We start from the raw sequence: 14,491 nt of genomic DNA on the forward strand, positions 1-14,491 counted from the left end.
CCGTGCAAAGTTGACGGGATCGGAATTCAGGTATGGCATCGGGCATGGCGGACGAGAAGGCTAAGGCCAGGATCGAAAAACAGATCAACGAGAATCTGAGGCGCGTCTATGAAGAGACGCTGACCGAGGAAATCCCGGATCGGTTCAAGGATCTGCTGGCAAAGCTGAAGGAAAAGGAGAGCGGCAAATGACGTCGCGCACCGCACAGGCGGATGGCACGGCGCCGCGCCCCGAAGTGATGGACCCGCGCGACGAACTGCCCGATCACCTTGGCGCGCTGCGCGCCTTCGCGCTGTCGCTGACCCGCAATTCCGCCGCGGCGGACGATCTGGTGCAGGACACGATCGTCAAGGCCTGGACCAATATCGACAAGTTCCGGCAAGGCACCAACCTCAGGGCCTGGCTGTTCACCATCCTGCGCAACACCTTCTATTCCAACCGCCGCAAGCTGAAGCGCGAAGTGGCGGACCCCGACGGGATCCTTGCCGCCACGCTTTACGAAAAGCCCGCGCATGACGGGCGCCTTGCCATGGGCGATTTCCTTCAGGCCTTCGACCAGCTGAGCCCGGAACACCGCGAGGTGCTGATCCTTGTCGGGGCCTCGGGCTTTTCCTACGAGGAAACCGCCGGGATGCTCGGGGTGGCCGTGGGCACGGTCAAAAGCCGGGCGAACCGGGCGCGGGCGCGGCTGGCAGAGTTGCTGCACCTTGACGAGGGCGAAGATATCCTGTCGCAGGCCGATGCGGGATCGCTTGCCATGATGGGGCGGTCAGGCGCAGCCGCTTCATGACCGGCACGCCAGAGCGGCCACGGCTGTTCGAACGGCTGGGGGTGCGGCTGGCGGTTATGCTGGCCATCGCGCTGTTTCCGGTTCTGCTGATCTCGATCCTGCAAAGCCGCACGCTGCTGAACGAGGCCCGCGCGCGTTCCGAGGCCGCGCTGATGGGCGAAACGATGCGCGCCGTGGCAGGCGAGACACGCCTGATCCAGGAAGCCCAAGGCACCGCACGGGTGCTGGCGCGGGTGCTTAACACCGGCCTTCTTGACCCAGGTGCGGCGGATTGCTCGGCGTTGATGCGCAGCGTGACCGAGGGGGCGCCGTTCATCTCGTTGGCGGCTTTCGTGCCGATGTCGGGGAAGATGACCTGCTCTTCGAACGACACTCCCTATGATTTTTCGGGCAATCCACTGTTCAACGAGATGGCTGCGAAGGACACGCCTTCCTTCGTCGTGAATCGCAACGGCCCGGTTTCCGGAACATCGGTTCTGGGCATCCTTCACCCGGTTTTCGATGCTGCCGGGCAAAAGACCGGGATGGTTTCGCTGTCTATTCCGCATTCGGCGCTTCAGGTATCCGAAGACGGCCCACTTCTGGAAGGCTCCCGCCCGCTTGTCATCATGACCTTCGATCATCAGGGCACGATCCTCACCTCATCGAGCGGGCTGGATTTCGCCGAGGACCAGCTGCCCCGGAACCGGTCGCTGAAGGCACTTGCGGGGCCGGTGGCCGCGACCTTCTCGGAGACCTCCCGTCTTGGCCTCGACAGGGTCTATTCCGTGGTCGAGCTGGCACCCGGCCTGCTTTATGCGCTGGGAAGCTGGCCCGCGGTCGACGCGGTGTCCTTCGGGCCGATGAACACGCTTCCGCCGATCCTGTTTCCCGTGGCGATGTGGCTTGGTAGCCTTCTTGTGGCCTATTTCGCGGTCAAGCGGCTGGTGATCCAGCATATCCGAAACCTGGGTACCGCCATTCTGGGCTTTGCCAGCGGAAACCGGATCGTCGGCGATCTGGACATGGAGGGCGCCCCGCTTGAAATCCGCCAGCTTGCCGCCGCCTATGACCGCATGACCGACACCATCCTGCGCGACGAGGCCGAACTGGAGGATCTTCTGCATCACAAGGAGGTGTTGTTGCGTGAAGTCCATCACCGGGTGAAGAACAACCTGCAACTGATCGCCTCGATCATGAACCTTCAGGCGCGGCAGGCCCGCACCCCCGAAGCCAAGGAGCTGATGCGCGGCCTTCAGGAGCGCGTCATGAGCCTGGCGACGATTCACCGCGGCCTTTACCAGACCACCGGGCTTGGCGATATCAGCGCGGCCGAGCTGTTCCCCGACATCGTGAACCAGATCCTGAAACTGGGAACCGGGCCGGGGCACCATTTCGATGTCTCGACCGAGGTGGACGATATCCGCCTGACGCCCGATCAGGCGGTTCCGCTGGCGCTTTTGCTGACCGAGGCGATGACCAACGCGCTGAAATATGCCGGCAGCGAAACCGGCACGCCCTGGATCCGGGTATCGCTGAGCCACCCGGCCGGGGAGACCGGGGCAGAGCTGCGCATCGCCAACAGCCTCGGCCCGCGTGCCGCGGGTAGTGACGTGTCCACAGACGAGGGCAGCGGGCTTGGCACGCAACTGTTGCGCGCCTTCGTGCAGCAGATCGAGGGCACCCAGAGTGTCACCGAAAGTGACGGCGTTTACGACCTGCGCGTCCGCTTCTCGCTGCGTCCGCTGAATGAGTCCGAGGCGCGCTTTGACGAAAGAGCCAGGGAAAGGGGCGCCGGGCAATAGCTTTTCGGAACCGATATGCCGCATGCGGCGTTCGGTGATACGGGAGGGGACGGGCAAGGCGACGGGAAGTACGATGGAAAGGCTTATCAGGGCAGGGATCAGGGCAGCACCAAGAACCCGCATCCTTTTGACCGCGGCCGAGGCCTATCCCGCGCTGGAACGCGCTTTTCTGGACGCCCGTCATGAAATCTGGGCAAGCTTTCGCGTGTTCGACCCGGCGACGAAGCTGCATTCGGCCCGCGCGAAGGCAATTGGCACGACATGGTTCGACCTTGTGCAGCATGTCCTTGCGCGCGGCGTGCGGCTCAATCTTGTGATCGCGGATTTCGACCCCTGCGCGCGGCCCGATCTGCATCGCGGCACCTGGCGCAGCCTGCGCATGCTTCATGCCGCGGCCGAGCTTGCAGGACCGGGCGCGCGGCTGACTCTGCGCGCGGCGCTGCATCCTGCACGCACGGGGATCTTACCGCGCCTGCTGTTCTGGCCGGTGGTGGCGCGCAAGCTTTTGCACGAGGCCGCAAGCCTCAACGATCTTGATCCAGCCCGGCGCAGGGCGGCGCTGCGCGACATGCCGGGGCTTGCGCGACTGATGCGGCATGGCGTTCAGGGGAAATGCACGCCGAATCTTCTGGGTTTTCCGCAGCTTTGGCCCGCGACGCATCACCAGAAGCTGGCCGTTTTCGACCGCAGGCAGCTTTATATCGGCGGGCTGGATCTGGACGATCGCCGCTTCGACACGCCCGAGCACCGGCGCGAAGGCTCTGACACATGGCACGATGTGCAGCTGATGATGGAAGGCCCGGTGGTGGCCGAGGCGCAGGCCCATCTTGAAAGCTTCGCGGATGTGGTGGCCGGCAAGGCCGATCCGCCCCCGCAACGCCGGCTGCTGCGCACGCTGGCGCGCAAGCGGCGCTTCAACCTGTTCCGGTTCGGCCCCCATCCCGTCGCGCAGGAGATCCTTTCGGGCCATGAAATGCTGATCCGCCGCAGCCGGAAGCTGATCTACCTCGAAACCCAGTATTTTCGGGATACCGGGCTTGCACGCGCACTTGCCCGCGCGGCACGCGCCAATCCCGATCTGGGGTTGATCCTGATCCTGCCCGCCGCGCCCGACGATGTGGCCTTCGAGGGCGCCGACAGCCTTGATGCGCGCTATGGCGAGTTTCTTCAGGCCCGCGCGTTGCGCATCATCGGGTCGGCCTTCGGGCCACGGCTGTTCGTCGGCGGCGCGGCCCAGCCCCGCCATGCGGCACCCCTGCCCGACGGCAACGGCCGTGACAGGATGAACGGCGCGCCGCTGGTCTATATTCACGCCAAGGTCTCGGTCTTCGACGATACGGCGGCCATCGTGTCCTCGGCCAATCTCAACGGCCGGTCGCTGCACTGGGATACCGAGGCGGGCGTCTTCCTGCACCGGCGCGAGGATGCCGCGGCCCTGCGCGAACGCACGATGCGGCACTGGCTGCCCCGCGATGCGGGCCCCGGGTTCCTGTCGCTGGACGAGGGGGTGGCGCACTGGCGCGCGCTTGCACTGTCGAATGCCCGCAAGCCGCCCGATGCCCGCAAGGGGTTCATTCTGCCCTACGATCTGCGCGCCGCCGAGGAATTCGGCCAGGCGGTCCCGATCGTTCCCGAAGCGATGGTCTGACCGCTAAACCTGGGTGCGCGATCTGTCGGGCAGCGCATCGTTCAGCACCAGCACCCAAAGCAGCAACGGAATGGCCACGATGCCTCCGATCGGACCCCAGAGCCAGATCCCGAAGACAAGCGCCAGGAACACCAGAAGCGGGTTCAGCGACATGTGCCGGCCAACCATTGTGGGCGTGACGAACTGACCCTCGATCGCGTTCAGCGCCATGAAGGCCAGCGCGGGCAAGGCTGCCTGGCTGCCGTCGAAGGCGGCAACCCCTGCAAACAGCAGCGATACCGCAACCAGTGCGGGCCCAAGATAGAGAACGAAATTCATCAGGAACGCCACAAGCCCCCATAGCGGCGCACCGGGCAAACCGATGAATTGCAGTGCAATCGCCGTAAAGACCCCAAGCCCCGCATTCACCAGCGTGATCGTCAGGAAATAACGCGACACCCGCCGTTCCGCCTGCCGCAGGCGCGCGGCGGTATCGGCACGTTTCGACGGCTCGACCAGGCGGCTTGCGGCCCAGGAATAGATCTCGTTCCGGCTGAGCAGAAAGAAGAAAAGCGCCCCGGCAAAGATCATGATCTGCCCCAGAACGGATGGCGCGATAAGGATTGCGTCGGTCAGGCTGGGCAAGGCGACCTCCTCGCCCGACGATGCCGGGGCGGCGGCGGCCGAAGCATCGGGGGAGATGGCCTGCGCAACTTCTCCGGTGGCGTCGCGAAGGCCCTGAAGCATATCGCGCAGCCCCCAGATCGTCATGCGCATGTCGGACCAGACCTTCGGCGCCTGATCGACCAGTTGCATGACGATCGGCTGCAGCACAAGGATCAGCCCGCCCGCCAGCACAAGCGTCAGGACAAGCGAACTGAGCGCCCCCCAGGCCGGCGGAAACCCGACCCTTTCCCATGCATCCGAAATCGGTGACAGAACGACACCTGCCACAAGCGCAAGCGCGAGGGGGGCGAAAATACCCTCTACATGGTCAAGAGCCGCAACCAGTGCTACGGCGCCGATCACGACAACCGAGGCGCGCGAGAGGGATTCCAGTCGACGCATTATGCATTCCTCATGGGTGGGCGGCCAACGCCCGAAGCTGCATCTGGTTCCACGAAGTTTTCAAATACTTTCCGGAACATACCGCCGGATTTCCGCGTTCTTCCGATATCGAGACATGAAACCCACGAACTGGAGGACATCATGAACTGGGATCAGATCGAAGGAAAGTGGAAGCAATACAAAGGCAAGGCCAAGGCCAAATGGGGCGAGCTGACCGATGACGAGCTTGACCGGATCGAGGGCCGCCGCGAAGAGCTGGTGGGCCTTGTGCAGGAACGCTATGGCCAGGCACGCGAAGCCGCCGAGAAAGAGGTCGACGACTGGCTGCGCGACGCCTGATCGCCCTTCGCCATGAAATCACGGTGCGCGCCGATACTGGCGCGCACTTTACGTTTGCGGCCCTTCGGTTTTGGCGATTCAGGCTGGAACAGAGCCTTTTTGTGGCCCCGTGCTGGCCCGCACGATCAGCTCCACCTCGATGATCTCGGACGGGCAGGTGGTTGCGCCCGCGTCGATCATGCCCAAAAGCAGCTCTGCCGCGCGCAGGCCGATATCGGTGCGCGGCTGCCGGATCGTGGTCAGCGCCGGTGTCAGGTGGCCGACCACCTCGATATTGTCGAAGCCGATCACCGAAACATCGCCGGGCACGTCGAAGCCCGCATGCTGCACCGCCCCCATGAATCCGATCGCCATCTCGTCGGACGAAAAGAACAGCGCGCTTGGACGGTCGGGCGCATTCAGCCACCGCTTCGCCGCAAGCGCCCCGGAATCCATGCTGAAATCGCCGCCATAGATCCAGTCTTCGCGCAACGTCAGGCCCCGGCGACCAAGCGCCCGGGTGAACCCCCTCAGCCGCGCATCGGTCAGCACGTTGCCGCGCGGGCCGGTGACATGGCCGATGCGTTGATGCCCCAGCCCTGCCAGATGCGCCACGGCCAGCTCGGCCCCGTGTTCGTTATCGACCCGGACATAGGGGATTCCGGTCTCCAGCCACTCGCAGGCGGAAATGATCGGCGGGCGGCCAAGGATGCGGCGGCTGTCCAGCGACAGCGCGGCATCGAACAGGATCAGCCCGTCCGCCACCCCGTTTCTGAGGTAATGCTCCAGCCGTTCGTGCGGATCGGGGCCGAACTGGGTGTCGGCAATCAGCAGACTATACATCGCCGGCGTCAGGACCGACGAAATCCCCGCCATGATCTGGGAAAAGAACGGGTTGGCCAGGTTCGGCACCAGCGCGATCACGCTGCCGGTGCGCTGACGGCGCAGGTTGCTGGCAAGGTGGTTCACGCGATAGCCGGTTTGCTCGACCGCCTGCAAGACGGCGGTCTGAGTCGCCTCGGCCACCACGGAGGGGTTCGACAGGGTGCGGCTGACGGTGGCGGTGGAAACCCCCGCCGCCCTGGCAACATCCTGAATCGTGGCGATTTTGCGGTCCATGTCCGGCCTGTGCTGTTGGCCGGAGGATGGCGCAAAAAAAAGTTGTTGTAAACGTTTGCACCTTCTGCAAGCCTTTCATGCAAACGATTACACGCGCGGCCGGGATCGCCCGCGGAATCGCCACAGGGAGGAGAGCCTGTGAAGACAATCAAGGGGCCTGCGCTGTTTCTGGCGCAGTTCGCCGGTGACTCGGCGCCGTTCGACAGCTGGGATGGCATCACCCGATGGGCGGCCGATTGCGGCTATCTTGGCGTTCAGGTGCCGGGCTGGGACAAGCGTCTGTTCGATCTTGAGACCGCCGCCGCCTCGAAGGACTATTGCGACACGTTCAAGGGCCGGGCCGAAGAGAACGGCGTTGTCGTGACCGAGCTTTCCTCGCATCTGCAAGGCCAGCTTGTCGCGGTGCACCCGGCCTATGACCTGGCCTTCGACGGCTTTGCCGCGCCGCAGGTGCGCGGCAATCCGGCGGCCCGGCAGGAATGGGCGGTCGATCAGGTGCGCAAGACGCTGACGGCCTCGCGCAACATGGGGCTGGGGGCGATGGCCACGTTTTCGGGCGCGCTTGCCTGGCCCTATGTCTATCCCTGGCCGCAACGCCCCGCCGGGCTGATCGAGGCCGCTTTCGACACGCTTGCCGCCCGCTGGCGCCCGATCCTCGATCATGCCGAAGAGATGGGCGTGGATGTCTGCTACGAAATCCACCCCGGCGAGGATCTGCATGACGGGATCTCGTTCGAGATGTTCCTGGACCGGCTGGGCGGGCATGCGCGCTGCAACATGCTTTACGATCCCAGCCATTACGTCCTGCAATGCCTCGATTACCTCGACAATCTGGACATCTATGCCGAAAGGGTCCGGATGGTCCACGTCAAGGACGCCGAGTTCAACCCGACCGGGCGGCAGGGCGTCTATGGCGGCTATCAGGGCTGGGTGAACCGCGCGGGGCGCTTCCGCTCGCTTGGCGACGGGCAGGTGGATTTCGGGGCGATCTTCTCGAAGCTGGCCGCGATGGATTTCGACGGCTGGGCGGTGGTCGAATGGGAATGCGCCCTGAAGCACCCCGAGGACGGGGCGCGCGAAGGCGCGCGCTTCGTGCGCGACCATATCATCCGCGTGACCGATCATGCCTTCGACGATTTCGCCGCCGCGGGCACGGATGCCGCGCTCAACCGCCGAATGCTGGGGATCGACAGATGACGGGGGACGCGCCGATCCGGCTGGGAATGGTGGGCGGCGGCATCGGGGCCTTCATCGGGCAGGTGCACCGCATCGCCGCCCGCATCGACGGGCATTACACGCTGGTGGCGGGGGCGCTGTCCTCTGCGCCCGAGCGCGCACAGGCCTCGGGTCAGGCCCTCGGGCTGGCGCCCGGGCGGATCTATGACGATTTCGCCCGGATGGCCCGGCACGAGGCCCGCCGCAAGGACGGGATCGAGGCGGTGGCGATCGTCACGCCCAACCACATGCATTACCCCGTCGCGCGCGAATTCCTGAAGCGCGGCATCCATGTGATCTGCGACAAGCCCCTGACCGCCACCCTGCCCGAGGCGCGCAAGCTGGTTCAGCTGGCCGAAAGTTCGGGCGCGATCTTCGCGCTGACGCATAACTATACCGGCTATCCGCTGATCCGGCAGGCCCGCGCGCTGGTGCAGGCCGGCGATCTGGGCCGGATCAGGGTCGTACAGGTGGAATATCCGCAGGACTGGCTGGCCATGCCCGCCGCGCCGGGAAACAAGCAGGCCGAATGGCGCACCGATCCCGCGCGCAGCGGGCCGGGCGGGGCAACCGGCGATATCGGCACCCACGCCTACAACCTTGCGCGGTTCGTCACGGGGCTGAAGCTCGAGGCGCTTGCCGCCGATCTGCAAAGTTTCGTCGCGGGCCGGGCGCTGGATGACAATGCCCATGTCATGCTGCGCTTCGAAGGCGGCGCGCGCGGCATCCTGTGGTGCAGCCAGGTCGCCACCGGCCATGAAAACGGCCTGCGCCTGCGCGTCTATGGCGAAAAGGCCGGGCTGCAATGGGCGCAGGAAAACCCCAACGAGATGTGGCTCACGCCGCTTGGCGAACCGGCGCGCCGCCTGACCCGCGGCGGCCCCGGAACCGGGCCCGAGGCCGCCCGGCTGACCCGCATCCCCGCGGGCCACCCCGAGGGGTTCCTGGAAGCCTTCGGCAATATCTATGCCGAGGTCGCCCAGGCCATCCGCGCCCGCAGGGACGGCCGCGACATCCCCCCCGAGGTGTTGTTTCCCGGCCTTGCCGACGGGCTTGAGGGGGTGTCCTTCGTCGATGCCTGCGTGCGCTCTTCGGCGCGCAACGCGGCATGGGTGGCGCCAAGATGACCCATCCGGTTCTTGCCGCGCATCAGGTGACACGGTGCTTCGGCCCGATCGAGGTGCTGCACGGCGTGGATTTCGCGCTGAACGCCGGAGAGGTCCATGCCCTGATCGGCGAGAACGGGGCGGGAAAATCCACGCTGATGAAGATCCTGGGCGGCTATCTGGCGCCCAGCGGCGGCACGCTGCGGCTGGACGGCGCGCCGGTGCAGTTTTCCAGCCAGCGCGCGGCCGAAGAGGCCGGGATCATCATGATCCACCAGGAATTCAACCTCGCCATGCAGCTTACGGTCGAGGAGAACATCTTCCTTGGCCGCGAGATCCGCCGCGGCCCGTTTCTCGATCATCGCGCGATGCAGGCGCGCGCGCGCCGGCTTCTGGCGCGGCTTGAATGCGATGTCGATCCCCTGGCGCGGATCGCCGATCTTTCGGTGCCCGACCGCCAGATGGTCGAGATCGCAAAGGCGCTTGGCCGCGCGGCGCGCGTGCTGATCATGGATGAACCCACGGCGGTTCTGACCAACCGCGAAACCGACATCCTGCTGGCCCAGATCGAGCGGCTGCGCGCGGCGGGGACGGCGGTGCTTTATACCTCGCACAAGCTGGGCGAGGTGTCGCGGATCGCGGACCGGATCACCGTGCTGCGCGATGGCCACCATATCCTGACCGCGCCCGCCGCCGATCTGGACGTGGACCGCATGGCCACCGCCATGGTCGGCCGCGAGATGACCGACCTTTTCCCCGCCCGCGCAAGGCCGCAGGACGAGACGGTGCTGGAGGTGCGCGGGCTAAGCGTTCCGGGGCGCGTGCAGGACGCCAGCTTCTCGTTGCGCCGGGGCGAGGTTCTGGGCTTTGCCGGGCTTGTCGGCGCGGGCCGGACCGAGCTGATGGAGGGCATCGTCGGCCTGCGCCCGGCCACGGGGCAGGTCCTTGTGAACGGCACCCCCCTGAAGCCCGGATCGGTTCTTGCCGCGCGCGAGGCCGGGCTGGTCTACCTGACCGAGGACCGCAAGGAAAAGGGTCTGTTGCTGGGCAAATCGCTGACTGAGAACCTCACCATCCTTGCACTGGACAAGTTCGCCCGGATCCGGATCGACACCCGGGCCGAGGATCGCGCGCTTGACCGCGCGATCGCGGAATTCGACATCCGGGTGAACGACCGGGCGATGACCGCGGGCAGCCTTTCGGGCGGCAACCAGCAAAAGCTGCTTCTGGCAAAGACGATGCTGGCCGAGCCCGACATCGTGATCATCGACGAACCGACGCGCGGCATCGACATCGGCACCAAGCAGCAGATCTACGGCTTCATCGCGGATCTCGCCGCGGCGGGCAAAAGCGTCATCGTGGTCTCGTCCGAACTGCCCGAGGTGATCGGCCTTGCCGGGCGGGTGGTTGTGATGGCCTCGGGGCGCATCGCGGGCGAGCTTTCGGGGCCGAAGATCACCGAGGACGCCATCCTGAGGCTGGCAATGGAACTGGGCGAGGAAAGGACCGGCACGGCATGACAGACGCGACGAACGCGGCGCAGGGCAGCAGATCGCGCCGCAGGATCAACTTCCACATTCTCGGCCCGCTTCTGGCGCTGGTGGCCCTTGTGGCGCTTGGCGCGGCGCTGAATTCGAACTTTCTCAGCTATGGCAACGTGACGAACGTGCTGGCGCGCTCGGCCTTCATCGGGATCATTGCGGTGGGCATGACCTTCGTCATCACCGCGGGCGGGATCGACCTTTCGGTGGGCTCCATGGCGGCCTTCGTGGCGGGGGTGATGATCCTTGCGATGAATTCGCTGATCCCGGTGATGGGGGTGGGCGTGCCGATCATCCTTGCGGGGATGGCGGTGGCGCTTCTGACCGGGCTTGCGGCGGGCTGGCTGAACGGCTTTCTGATCGCCAAGGTGCGCATCGAGGCCTTCATCGTCACGCTCGGCTCGATGGGGATCTATCGCAGCCTTGTCACATGGCTGGCCGATGGCGGCACGCTGTCGCTGAACTTCGATCTGCGCGGGCTTTACCGTCCGGTCTATTACGACGGGCTTCTGGGCGTCAGCTGGCCCATCATCGTCTTCGCCCTTGTCGCCCTTTTGGGTGAGCTTGCGATGCGCCACACGCCCTTCGGGCGGCATTGTGCGGCCCTTGGCGCCAATGAGCAGGTGGCGCGCTATTCCGCCGTCAAGGTCGACCGCGCGCGCATGCTGACCTATGCGCTGCTGGGCATGCTCGTGGGGCTGGCCACCATCATGTATGTGCCGCGGCTCGGCTCGGCCTCGGGTTCGACCGGGGTTCTGTGGGAACTGGAGGCGATCGCCGCGGTGATCATCGGCGGCACCGTCCTCAAGGGCGGTTACGGCCGGGTCTGGGGCACCGTGGTCGGCGTCCTGATCCTGAGCCTGATCGACAACATCCTCAACCTCGCCTCGATCGTGAGCCCCTATCTGAACGGCGCGATCCAGGGCGTGATCGTCATCCTCGCTGTCGTGTTGCAGCGGGAGAACAAGGCCGCTGAGTAGCGGCGAAACCTGAAGGGAGCGAGATCATGAAACGCAGACATTTCCTGACCGGAACCGCGCTTGCGGCGGCGCTTGTCACCGCGGCCCCGGTCCTGGCCCAGGACGAGACGAAGACCATCGGCGTGGCCATCCCCTCGGCCACGCATGGCTTCATGGGCGGGCTGAACTTCCACGCGCAAGAAACGATCAAGCGGCTTGAGGAAACCTATCCGCAGCTGGATTTCGTTCTGGCGACGGCAGGCGAGGCCGGCAAGATGGTCAACGACATCGAGGACATGGTGGCCACCCGCAATATCGACGCGCTGGTCGTCCTGCCCTTCGAGAGCGAGCCGCTGACCTCTCCGGTGCAGGCGGTCAAGGAGCAGGGCATCTGGGTCACCGTGGTGGACCGGGGCCTTTCGGTTCCGGGGATCGAGGATCTTTATGTCGCGGGCGACAATCCCGGCTTCGGTCGCACGGCGGGCGAGTATTTCGCCGCAAATCTGGAGGCGGGGCAGAAAATCGTGGTGCTGCGCGGCATTCCCACCACGCTCGATAACGAACGCGTCGATGCCTTCATGGCGGCGATCGACGGCTCGGGCATCGAGGTGCTCGACATGCAGCACGGCAACTGGAACCGCGACGACGCCTTCAACGTGATGCAGGATTTCCTGTCGAAATACGATCACATCGACGCGGTCTGGGCGGCCGATGACGACATGGCCATCGGCGTGCTCGAGGCGATCGCGCAGGCCGGGCGGACCGAAGAGATGTGGGTCGTGGGCGGCGCCGGGATGAAAGAGATCATCAAGCGCATCATGGACGGCGATCCGCAACTGCCCGTGAACGTGACCTACCCGCCGGCGCAGATCTCGACGGCGATCGAGCTGACGGCGCTTGGGCTGGTGTCCAACACGCCGGTTTCGGGCCGCTTCATCATCGGCTCGCAGATCGTCACGCCCGAGAATGCAGAGAACTACTACTTCCCCGACAGCCCGTTCTGATCCCCTGCGTATCCCAAGGTGCGGCCTTCGGGCCGCACCCGCCCCCGGCCCTGCTGTCCGAGCACCTGCGCAACCTTTCGCGCAGCCGACAACCGCGATTCGACGCGGCAGCGATTTTCCGATAGGCTCGTGCCGAAAATAACCCCGGCGGCGTCATCCACGGGCCATATTTTTTGTGTCTGTTAGCGTATCCCGGTGAAGCGGAAGCCATCGCCATGCCCACGAGTTATACTGACCAGTTCTTCATTATCGACCCCGGGAACCCTCCTCCGCGGGGCACAACGCTGACGGTTCAGAACTATGGCCTGCTGGATCAGAACGACGACGGGTTGATCTCTGTCGGGGTCGGCGACCAGGTGAACGGGCTGACCGTAACCTCGGTCTGGTTTGGCGACCAGATCCGCGTGGTGATGGACGGAACGTTGCAATGGATCACCGGCGTCACCTTCTATCTCAGCGGCGGGCAGGCGATCTTCACACCCACCGATGGCACGATCCTGTCGACTGCCACATACAGAAGCTCGAACTACGTCAGCACGTCGACCCAGGTTCCGGTCAGTGCGTTGGGCCCGCCCTGTTTTACGCCGGGCACGATGATCCTGACCCCCGCGGGCGAGGTACCGGTCGAGGATCTGGTGCCCGGCGACCTGGTCCTGACGCGCGATGACGGGGCCCGGCCGCTGCGCTGGACCGGCAGGCGCCGGGTCGATGCAACGGGGGATTTCGCGCCGGTCCGCTTTGCAAAAGGCGCAATCGGGAATTCCCGCCCGCTTCTTGTATCGCCGCAGCACCGCATCCTGATCACCGGGTGGCAGGCCGAACTGGCCTGCGGCATCGCCGAAGTTTTCGTTGCCGCCAAGCATCTTGTCGACGGCCGCCGGATCACCCGCGCACCGCAGGACAGCATCGACTATATCCACCTGATGTTCGACCGCCACCAGATCGTCACCTCGAACGGCGCACCCACGGAAAGCTTCTTTCCCGGCGATGTCATTCTTGACGGAGATCGCGCGATCCGCGCCGAACTGAACGCGCTTTTCCCCCTCCTGGAGGCGATGCGCCCCCCAGAAGAGTGGCAAACCGCGCGGCCGGTTGCGCGTGGGGCAGAACTTCATTGCCTGGCCGCTTGACCATCGCGCAGGCGCATGACTTATGGCCGCATGGCGCGAAAAACGAAAACTTCTTCTCGCAAATCGAAACGGGCCCGAAGCCGCGGCCTGTTCGTCCGGCCGCTTGTCGACTGGCTGAGCCACTGGGCCACGCGGATCGGGCTTGCCATCGCGGCCGGGGTGCTGGCGCTGATCGTGCTGTTCAGCTTCGTCAACCCGCCCACCACCCTGACGATCCTGTCCGAGGCACGCCGCCTTGGCACGGTGGACCGGCAATGGACCCCGATCGAAGAGATCGCGCCGGTCATGCTTCGTTCGGTCGTGGCGGCGGAGGATGCGAATTTCTGCGCACACTGGGGTTTCGACATGAAGGAAATCCGCAAGGCAATGGACGATGGCGGCACGCGGGGCGCCTCGACGCTCAGCCAGCAGGTGGTGAAGAACGTCTTCCTGTGGCAGGGGCGCAGCTGGCTTCGCAAGGCGCTGGAGGCCGCGCTGACCCCCGCGGTCGAGGCGATCTGGTCCAAGCGGCGCATCGTGGAGGTCTATCTGAACGTGGCCGAGTTCGACGAGGGCGTGTTCGGCATCAACGCCGCCGCCTTCCGCTATTTCCGCACCACCCCCGATCAGCTGAGCGCACGCCAAGCGGCGCTTCTGGCCGCGGTCCTGCCCGATCCGAAGGGCCGCAGCGCCGCGAAGCCCTCGAATTTCGTCTCCCGCCGCGCCCATCAGATCGAGGACGGCGCGGCAACCATCCTGAAGGACGGGCGCGCCGCCTGTCTGGATTGACGCGGCCGGACTGGCCCTTGCCAGCGGGGCGCGCATCGCGCACAACTTGCATCGCCATGGCG

14 protein-coding genes are annotated in these 14,491 nt (G+C 65.4%); 12 read left to right on the top strand and 2 right to left on the bottom strand.

Annotated features, from left to right (window positions below):
• Positions 1-44 precede the first annotated feature (44 nt).
• The 4 genes from AC4PTO_RS16500 (at position 45) to AC4PTO_RS16515 (ending at position 4,222) form a co-directional block, all read left to right on the top strand.
• Positions 45-191 carry a NepR family anti-sigma factor gene (locus tag AC4PTO_RS16500; RefSeq protein ID WP_492730339.1) on the top strand — a complete coding sequence of 49 codons (147 nt, stop codon included), beginning with the start codon at positions 45-47 and terminating at the stop codon, positions 189-191.
• Entirely contained in the window at positions 188-790 is a 603-nt protein-coding gene (locus AC4PTO_RS16505; protein ID WP_492730341.1) for an RNA polymerase sigma factor, read from the top strand. Before AC4PTO_RS16500 ends, AC4PTO_RS16505 begins: the two co-directional genes overlap by 4 nt.
• Positions 787-2,574, top strand: a complete 1,788-nt coding sequence (locus AC4PTO_RS16510; RefSeq protein ID WP_492730344.1) for a sensor histidine kinase — start codon at positions 787-789, stop codon at positions 2,572-2,574. Before AC4PTO_RS16505 ends, AC4PTO_RS16510 begins: the two co-directional genes overlap by 4 nt.
• A gap of 73 nt (positions 2,575-2,647) precedes the next feature.
• Positions 2,648-4,222 carry a phospholipase D-like domain-containing protein gene (locus tag AC4PTO_RS16515; RefSeq protein ID WP_492730349.1) on the top strand — a complete coding sequence of 525 codons (1,575 nt, stop codon included), beginning with the start codon at positions 2,648-2,650 and terminating at the stop codon, positions 4,220-4,222.
• Between the two features lie 3 nt (positions 4,223-4,225).
• On the opposite strand, the gene AC4PTO_RS16520 is transcribed toward AC4PTO_RS16515, so the two are convergent.
• Positions 4,226-5,269, bottom strand: coding sequence for an AI-2E family transporter (locus tag AC4PTO_RS16520; RefSeq protein WP_492730352.1), 1,044 nt, complete (start codon positions 5,267-5,269; stop codon positions 4,226-4,228).
• Between the two features lie 141 nt (positions 5,270-5,410).
• On the opposite strand from AC4PTO_RS16520, the gene AC4PTO_RS16525 reads away from it, so the two are divergent.
• Positions 5,411-5,608: a CsbD family protein gene (locus AC4PTO_RS16525; RefSeq protein ID WP_492730354.1), complete on the top strand. Its 198-nt coding sequence runs from the start codon at positions 5,411-5,413 to the stop codon at positions 5,606-5,608.
• Between the two features lie 78 nt (positions 5,609-5,686).
• Here the strand turns inward: AC4PTO_RS16525 and AC4PTO_RS16530 are convergent, their stop codons facing one another.
• On the bottom strand, positions 5,687-6,706 hold the full coding sequence (locus AC4PTO_RS16530) for a LacI family DNA-binding transcriptional regulator (RefSeq protein WP_492730356.1): 1,020 nt from the start codon (positions 6,704-6,706) through the stop codon (positions 5,687-5,689).
• 138 nt (positions 6,707-6,844) lie between these two features.
• Between AC4PTO_RS16530 and AC4PTO_RS16535 the strand changes: the two genes are divergently transcribed.
• The 7 genes from AC4PTO_RS16535 (at position 6,845) to mtgA (ending at position 14,429) form a co-directional block, all read left to right on the top strand.
• A complete protein-coding gene (locus tag AC4PTO_RS16535; protein ID WP_492730358.1) occupies positions 6,845-7,903 on the top strand; it encodes a sugar phosphate isomerase/epimerase family protein in 1,059 nt (352 codons plus the stop codon).
• Entirely contained in the window at positions 7,900-9,048 is a 1,149-nt protein-coding gene (locus tag AC4PTO_RS16540) for a Gfo/Idh/MocA family protein (RefSeq protein ID WP_492730360.1), read from the top strand. Before AC4PTO_RS16535 ends, AC4PTO_RS16540 begins: the two co-directional genes overlap by 4 nt.
• Entirely contained in the window at positions 9,045-10,547 is a 1,503-nt protein-coding gene (locus AC4PTO_RS16545; protein WP_492730362.1) for a sugar ABC transporter ATP-binding protein, read from the top strand. Before AC4PTO_RS16540 ends, AC4PTO_RS16545 begins: the two co-directional genes overlap by 4 nt.
• The gene (locus AC4PTO_RS16550) at positions 10,544-11,548 is read left to right on the top strand and encodes an ABC transporter permease (protein ID WP_492730364.1); all 1,005 of its coding nucleotides are present in this window, start codon (positions 10,544-10,546) and stop codon (positions 11,546-11,548) included. The genes AC4PTO_RS16545 and AC4PTO_RS16550 overlap by 4 nt, the downstream gene beginning before the upstream one ends.
• A 26-nt stretch (positions 11,549-11,574) precedes the next feature.
• Entirely contained in the window at positions 11,575-12,531 is a 957-nt protein-coding gene (locus AC4PTO_RS16555) for an ABC transporter substrate-binding protein (protein WP_492730366.1), read from the top strand.
• 215 nt (positions 12,532-12,746) lie between these two features.
• Complete coding sequence (locus AC4PTO_RS16560; RefSeq protein WP_492730368.1) at positions 12,747-13,661, top strand: Hint domain-containing protein; 915 nt, start codon at positions 12,747-12,749, stop codon at positions 13,659-13,661.
• A 30-nt stretch (positions 13,662-13,691) separates the two neighbouring features.
• Positions 13,692-14,429: a monofunctional biosynthetic peptidoglycan transglycosylase gene (gene mtgA, locus AC4PTO_RS16565; RefSeq protein WP_492730370.1), complete on the top strand. Its 738-nt coding sequence runs from the start codon at positions 13,692-13,694 to the stop codon at positions 14,427-14,429.
• The last annotated feature ends 62 nt before the right edge of the window (positions 14,430-14,491 follow it).

The sequence above is a fragment of the Rhodobacter maritimus genome, assembly GCF_058747975.1.

What these genes read in the sequence shown, in the direction of transcription:
- AC4PTO_RS16500 (WP_492730339.1), top strand. Translation starts at nt 45, where the DNA reads ATGGCGGACGAGAAGGCTAAGGCCAGGATCGAAAAACAGATCAACGAG.
- AC4PTO_RS16505 (WP_492730341.1), top strand. Translation starts at nt 188, where the DNA reads ATGACGTCGCGCACCGCACAGGCGGATGGCACGGCGCCGCGCCCCGAA.
- AC4PTO_RS16510 (WP_492730344.1), top strand. Translation starts at nt 787, where the DNA reads ATGACCGGCACGCCAGAGCGGCCACGGCTGTTCGAACGGCTGGGGGTG.
- AC4PTO_RS16515 (WP_492730349.1), top strand. Translation starts at nt 2,648, where the DNA reads ATGGAAAGGCTTATCAGGGCAGGGATCAGGGCAGCACCAAGAACCCGC.
- AC4PTO_RS16520 (WP_492730352.1), bottom strand. Translation starts at nt 5,269, where the DNA reads ATGCGTCGACTGGAATCCCTCTCGCGCGCCTCGGTTGTCGTGATCGGC.
- AC4PTO_RS16525 (WP_492730354.1), top strand. Translation starts at nt 5,411, where the DNA reads ATGAACTGGGATCAGATCGAAGGAAAGTGGAAGCAATACAAAGGCAAG.
- AC4PTO_RS16530 (WP_492730356.1), bottom strand. Translation starts at nt 6,706, where the DNA reads ATGGACCGCAAAATCGCCACGATTCAGGATGTTGCCAGGGCGGCGGGG.
- AC4PTO_RS16540 (WP_492730360.1), top strand. Translation starts at nt 7,900, where the DNA reads ATGACGGGGGACGCGCCGATCCGGCTGGGAATGGTGGGCGGCGGCATC.
- AC4PTO_RS16545 (WP_492730362.1), top strand. Translation starts at nt 9,045, where the DNA reads ATGACCCATCCGGTTCTTGCCGCGCATCAGGTGACACGGTGCTTCGGC.
- AC4PTO_RS16550 (WP_492730364.1), top strand. Translation starts at nt 10,544, where the DNA reads ATGACAGACGCGACGAACGCGGCGCAGGGCAGCAGATCGCGCCGCAGG.
- AC4PTO_RS16555 (WP_492730366.1), top strand. Translation starts at nt 11,575, where the DNA reads ATGAAACGCAGACATTTCCTGACCGGAACCGCGCTTGCGGCGGCGCTT.
- AC4PTO_RS16560 (WP_492730368.1), top strand. Translation starts at nt 12,747, where the DNA reads ATGCCCACGAGTTATACTGACCAGTTCTTCATTATCGACCCCGGGAAC.
- mtgA (WP_492730370.1), top strand. Translation starts at nt 13,692, where the DNA reads ATGGCGCGAAAAACGAAAACTTCTTCTCGCAAATCGAAACGGGCCCGA.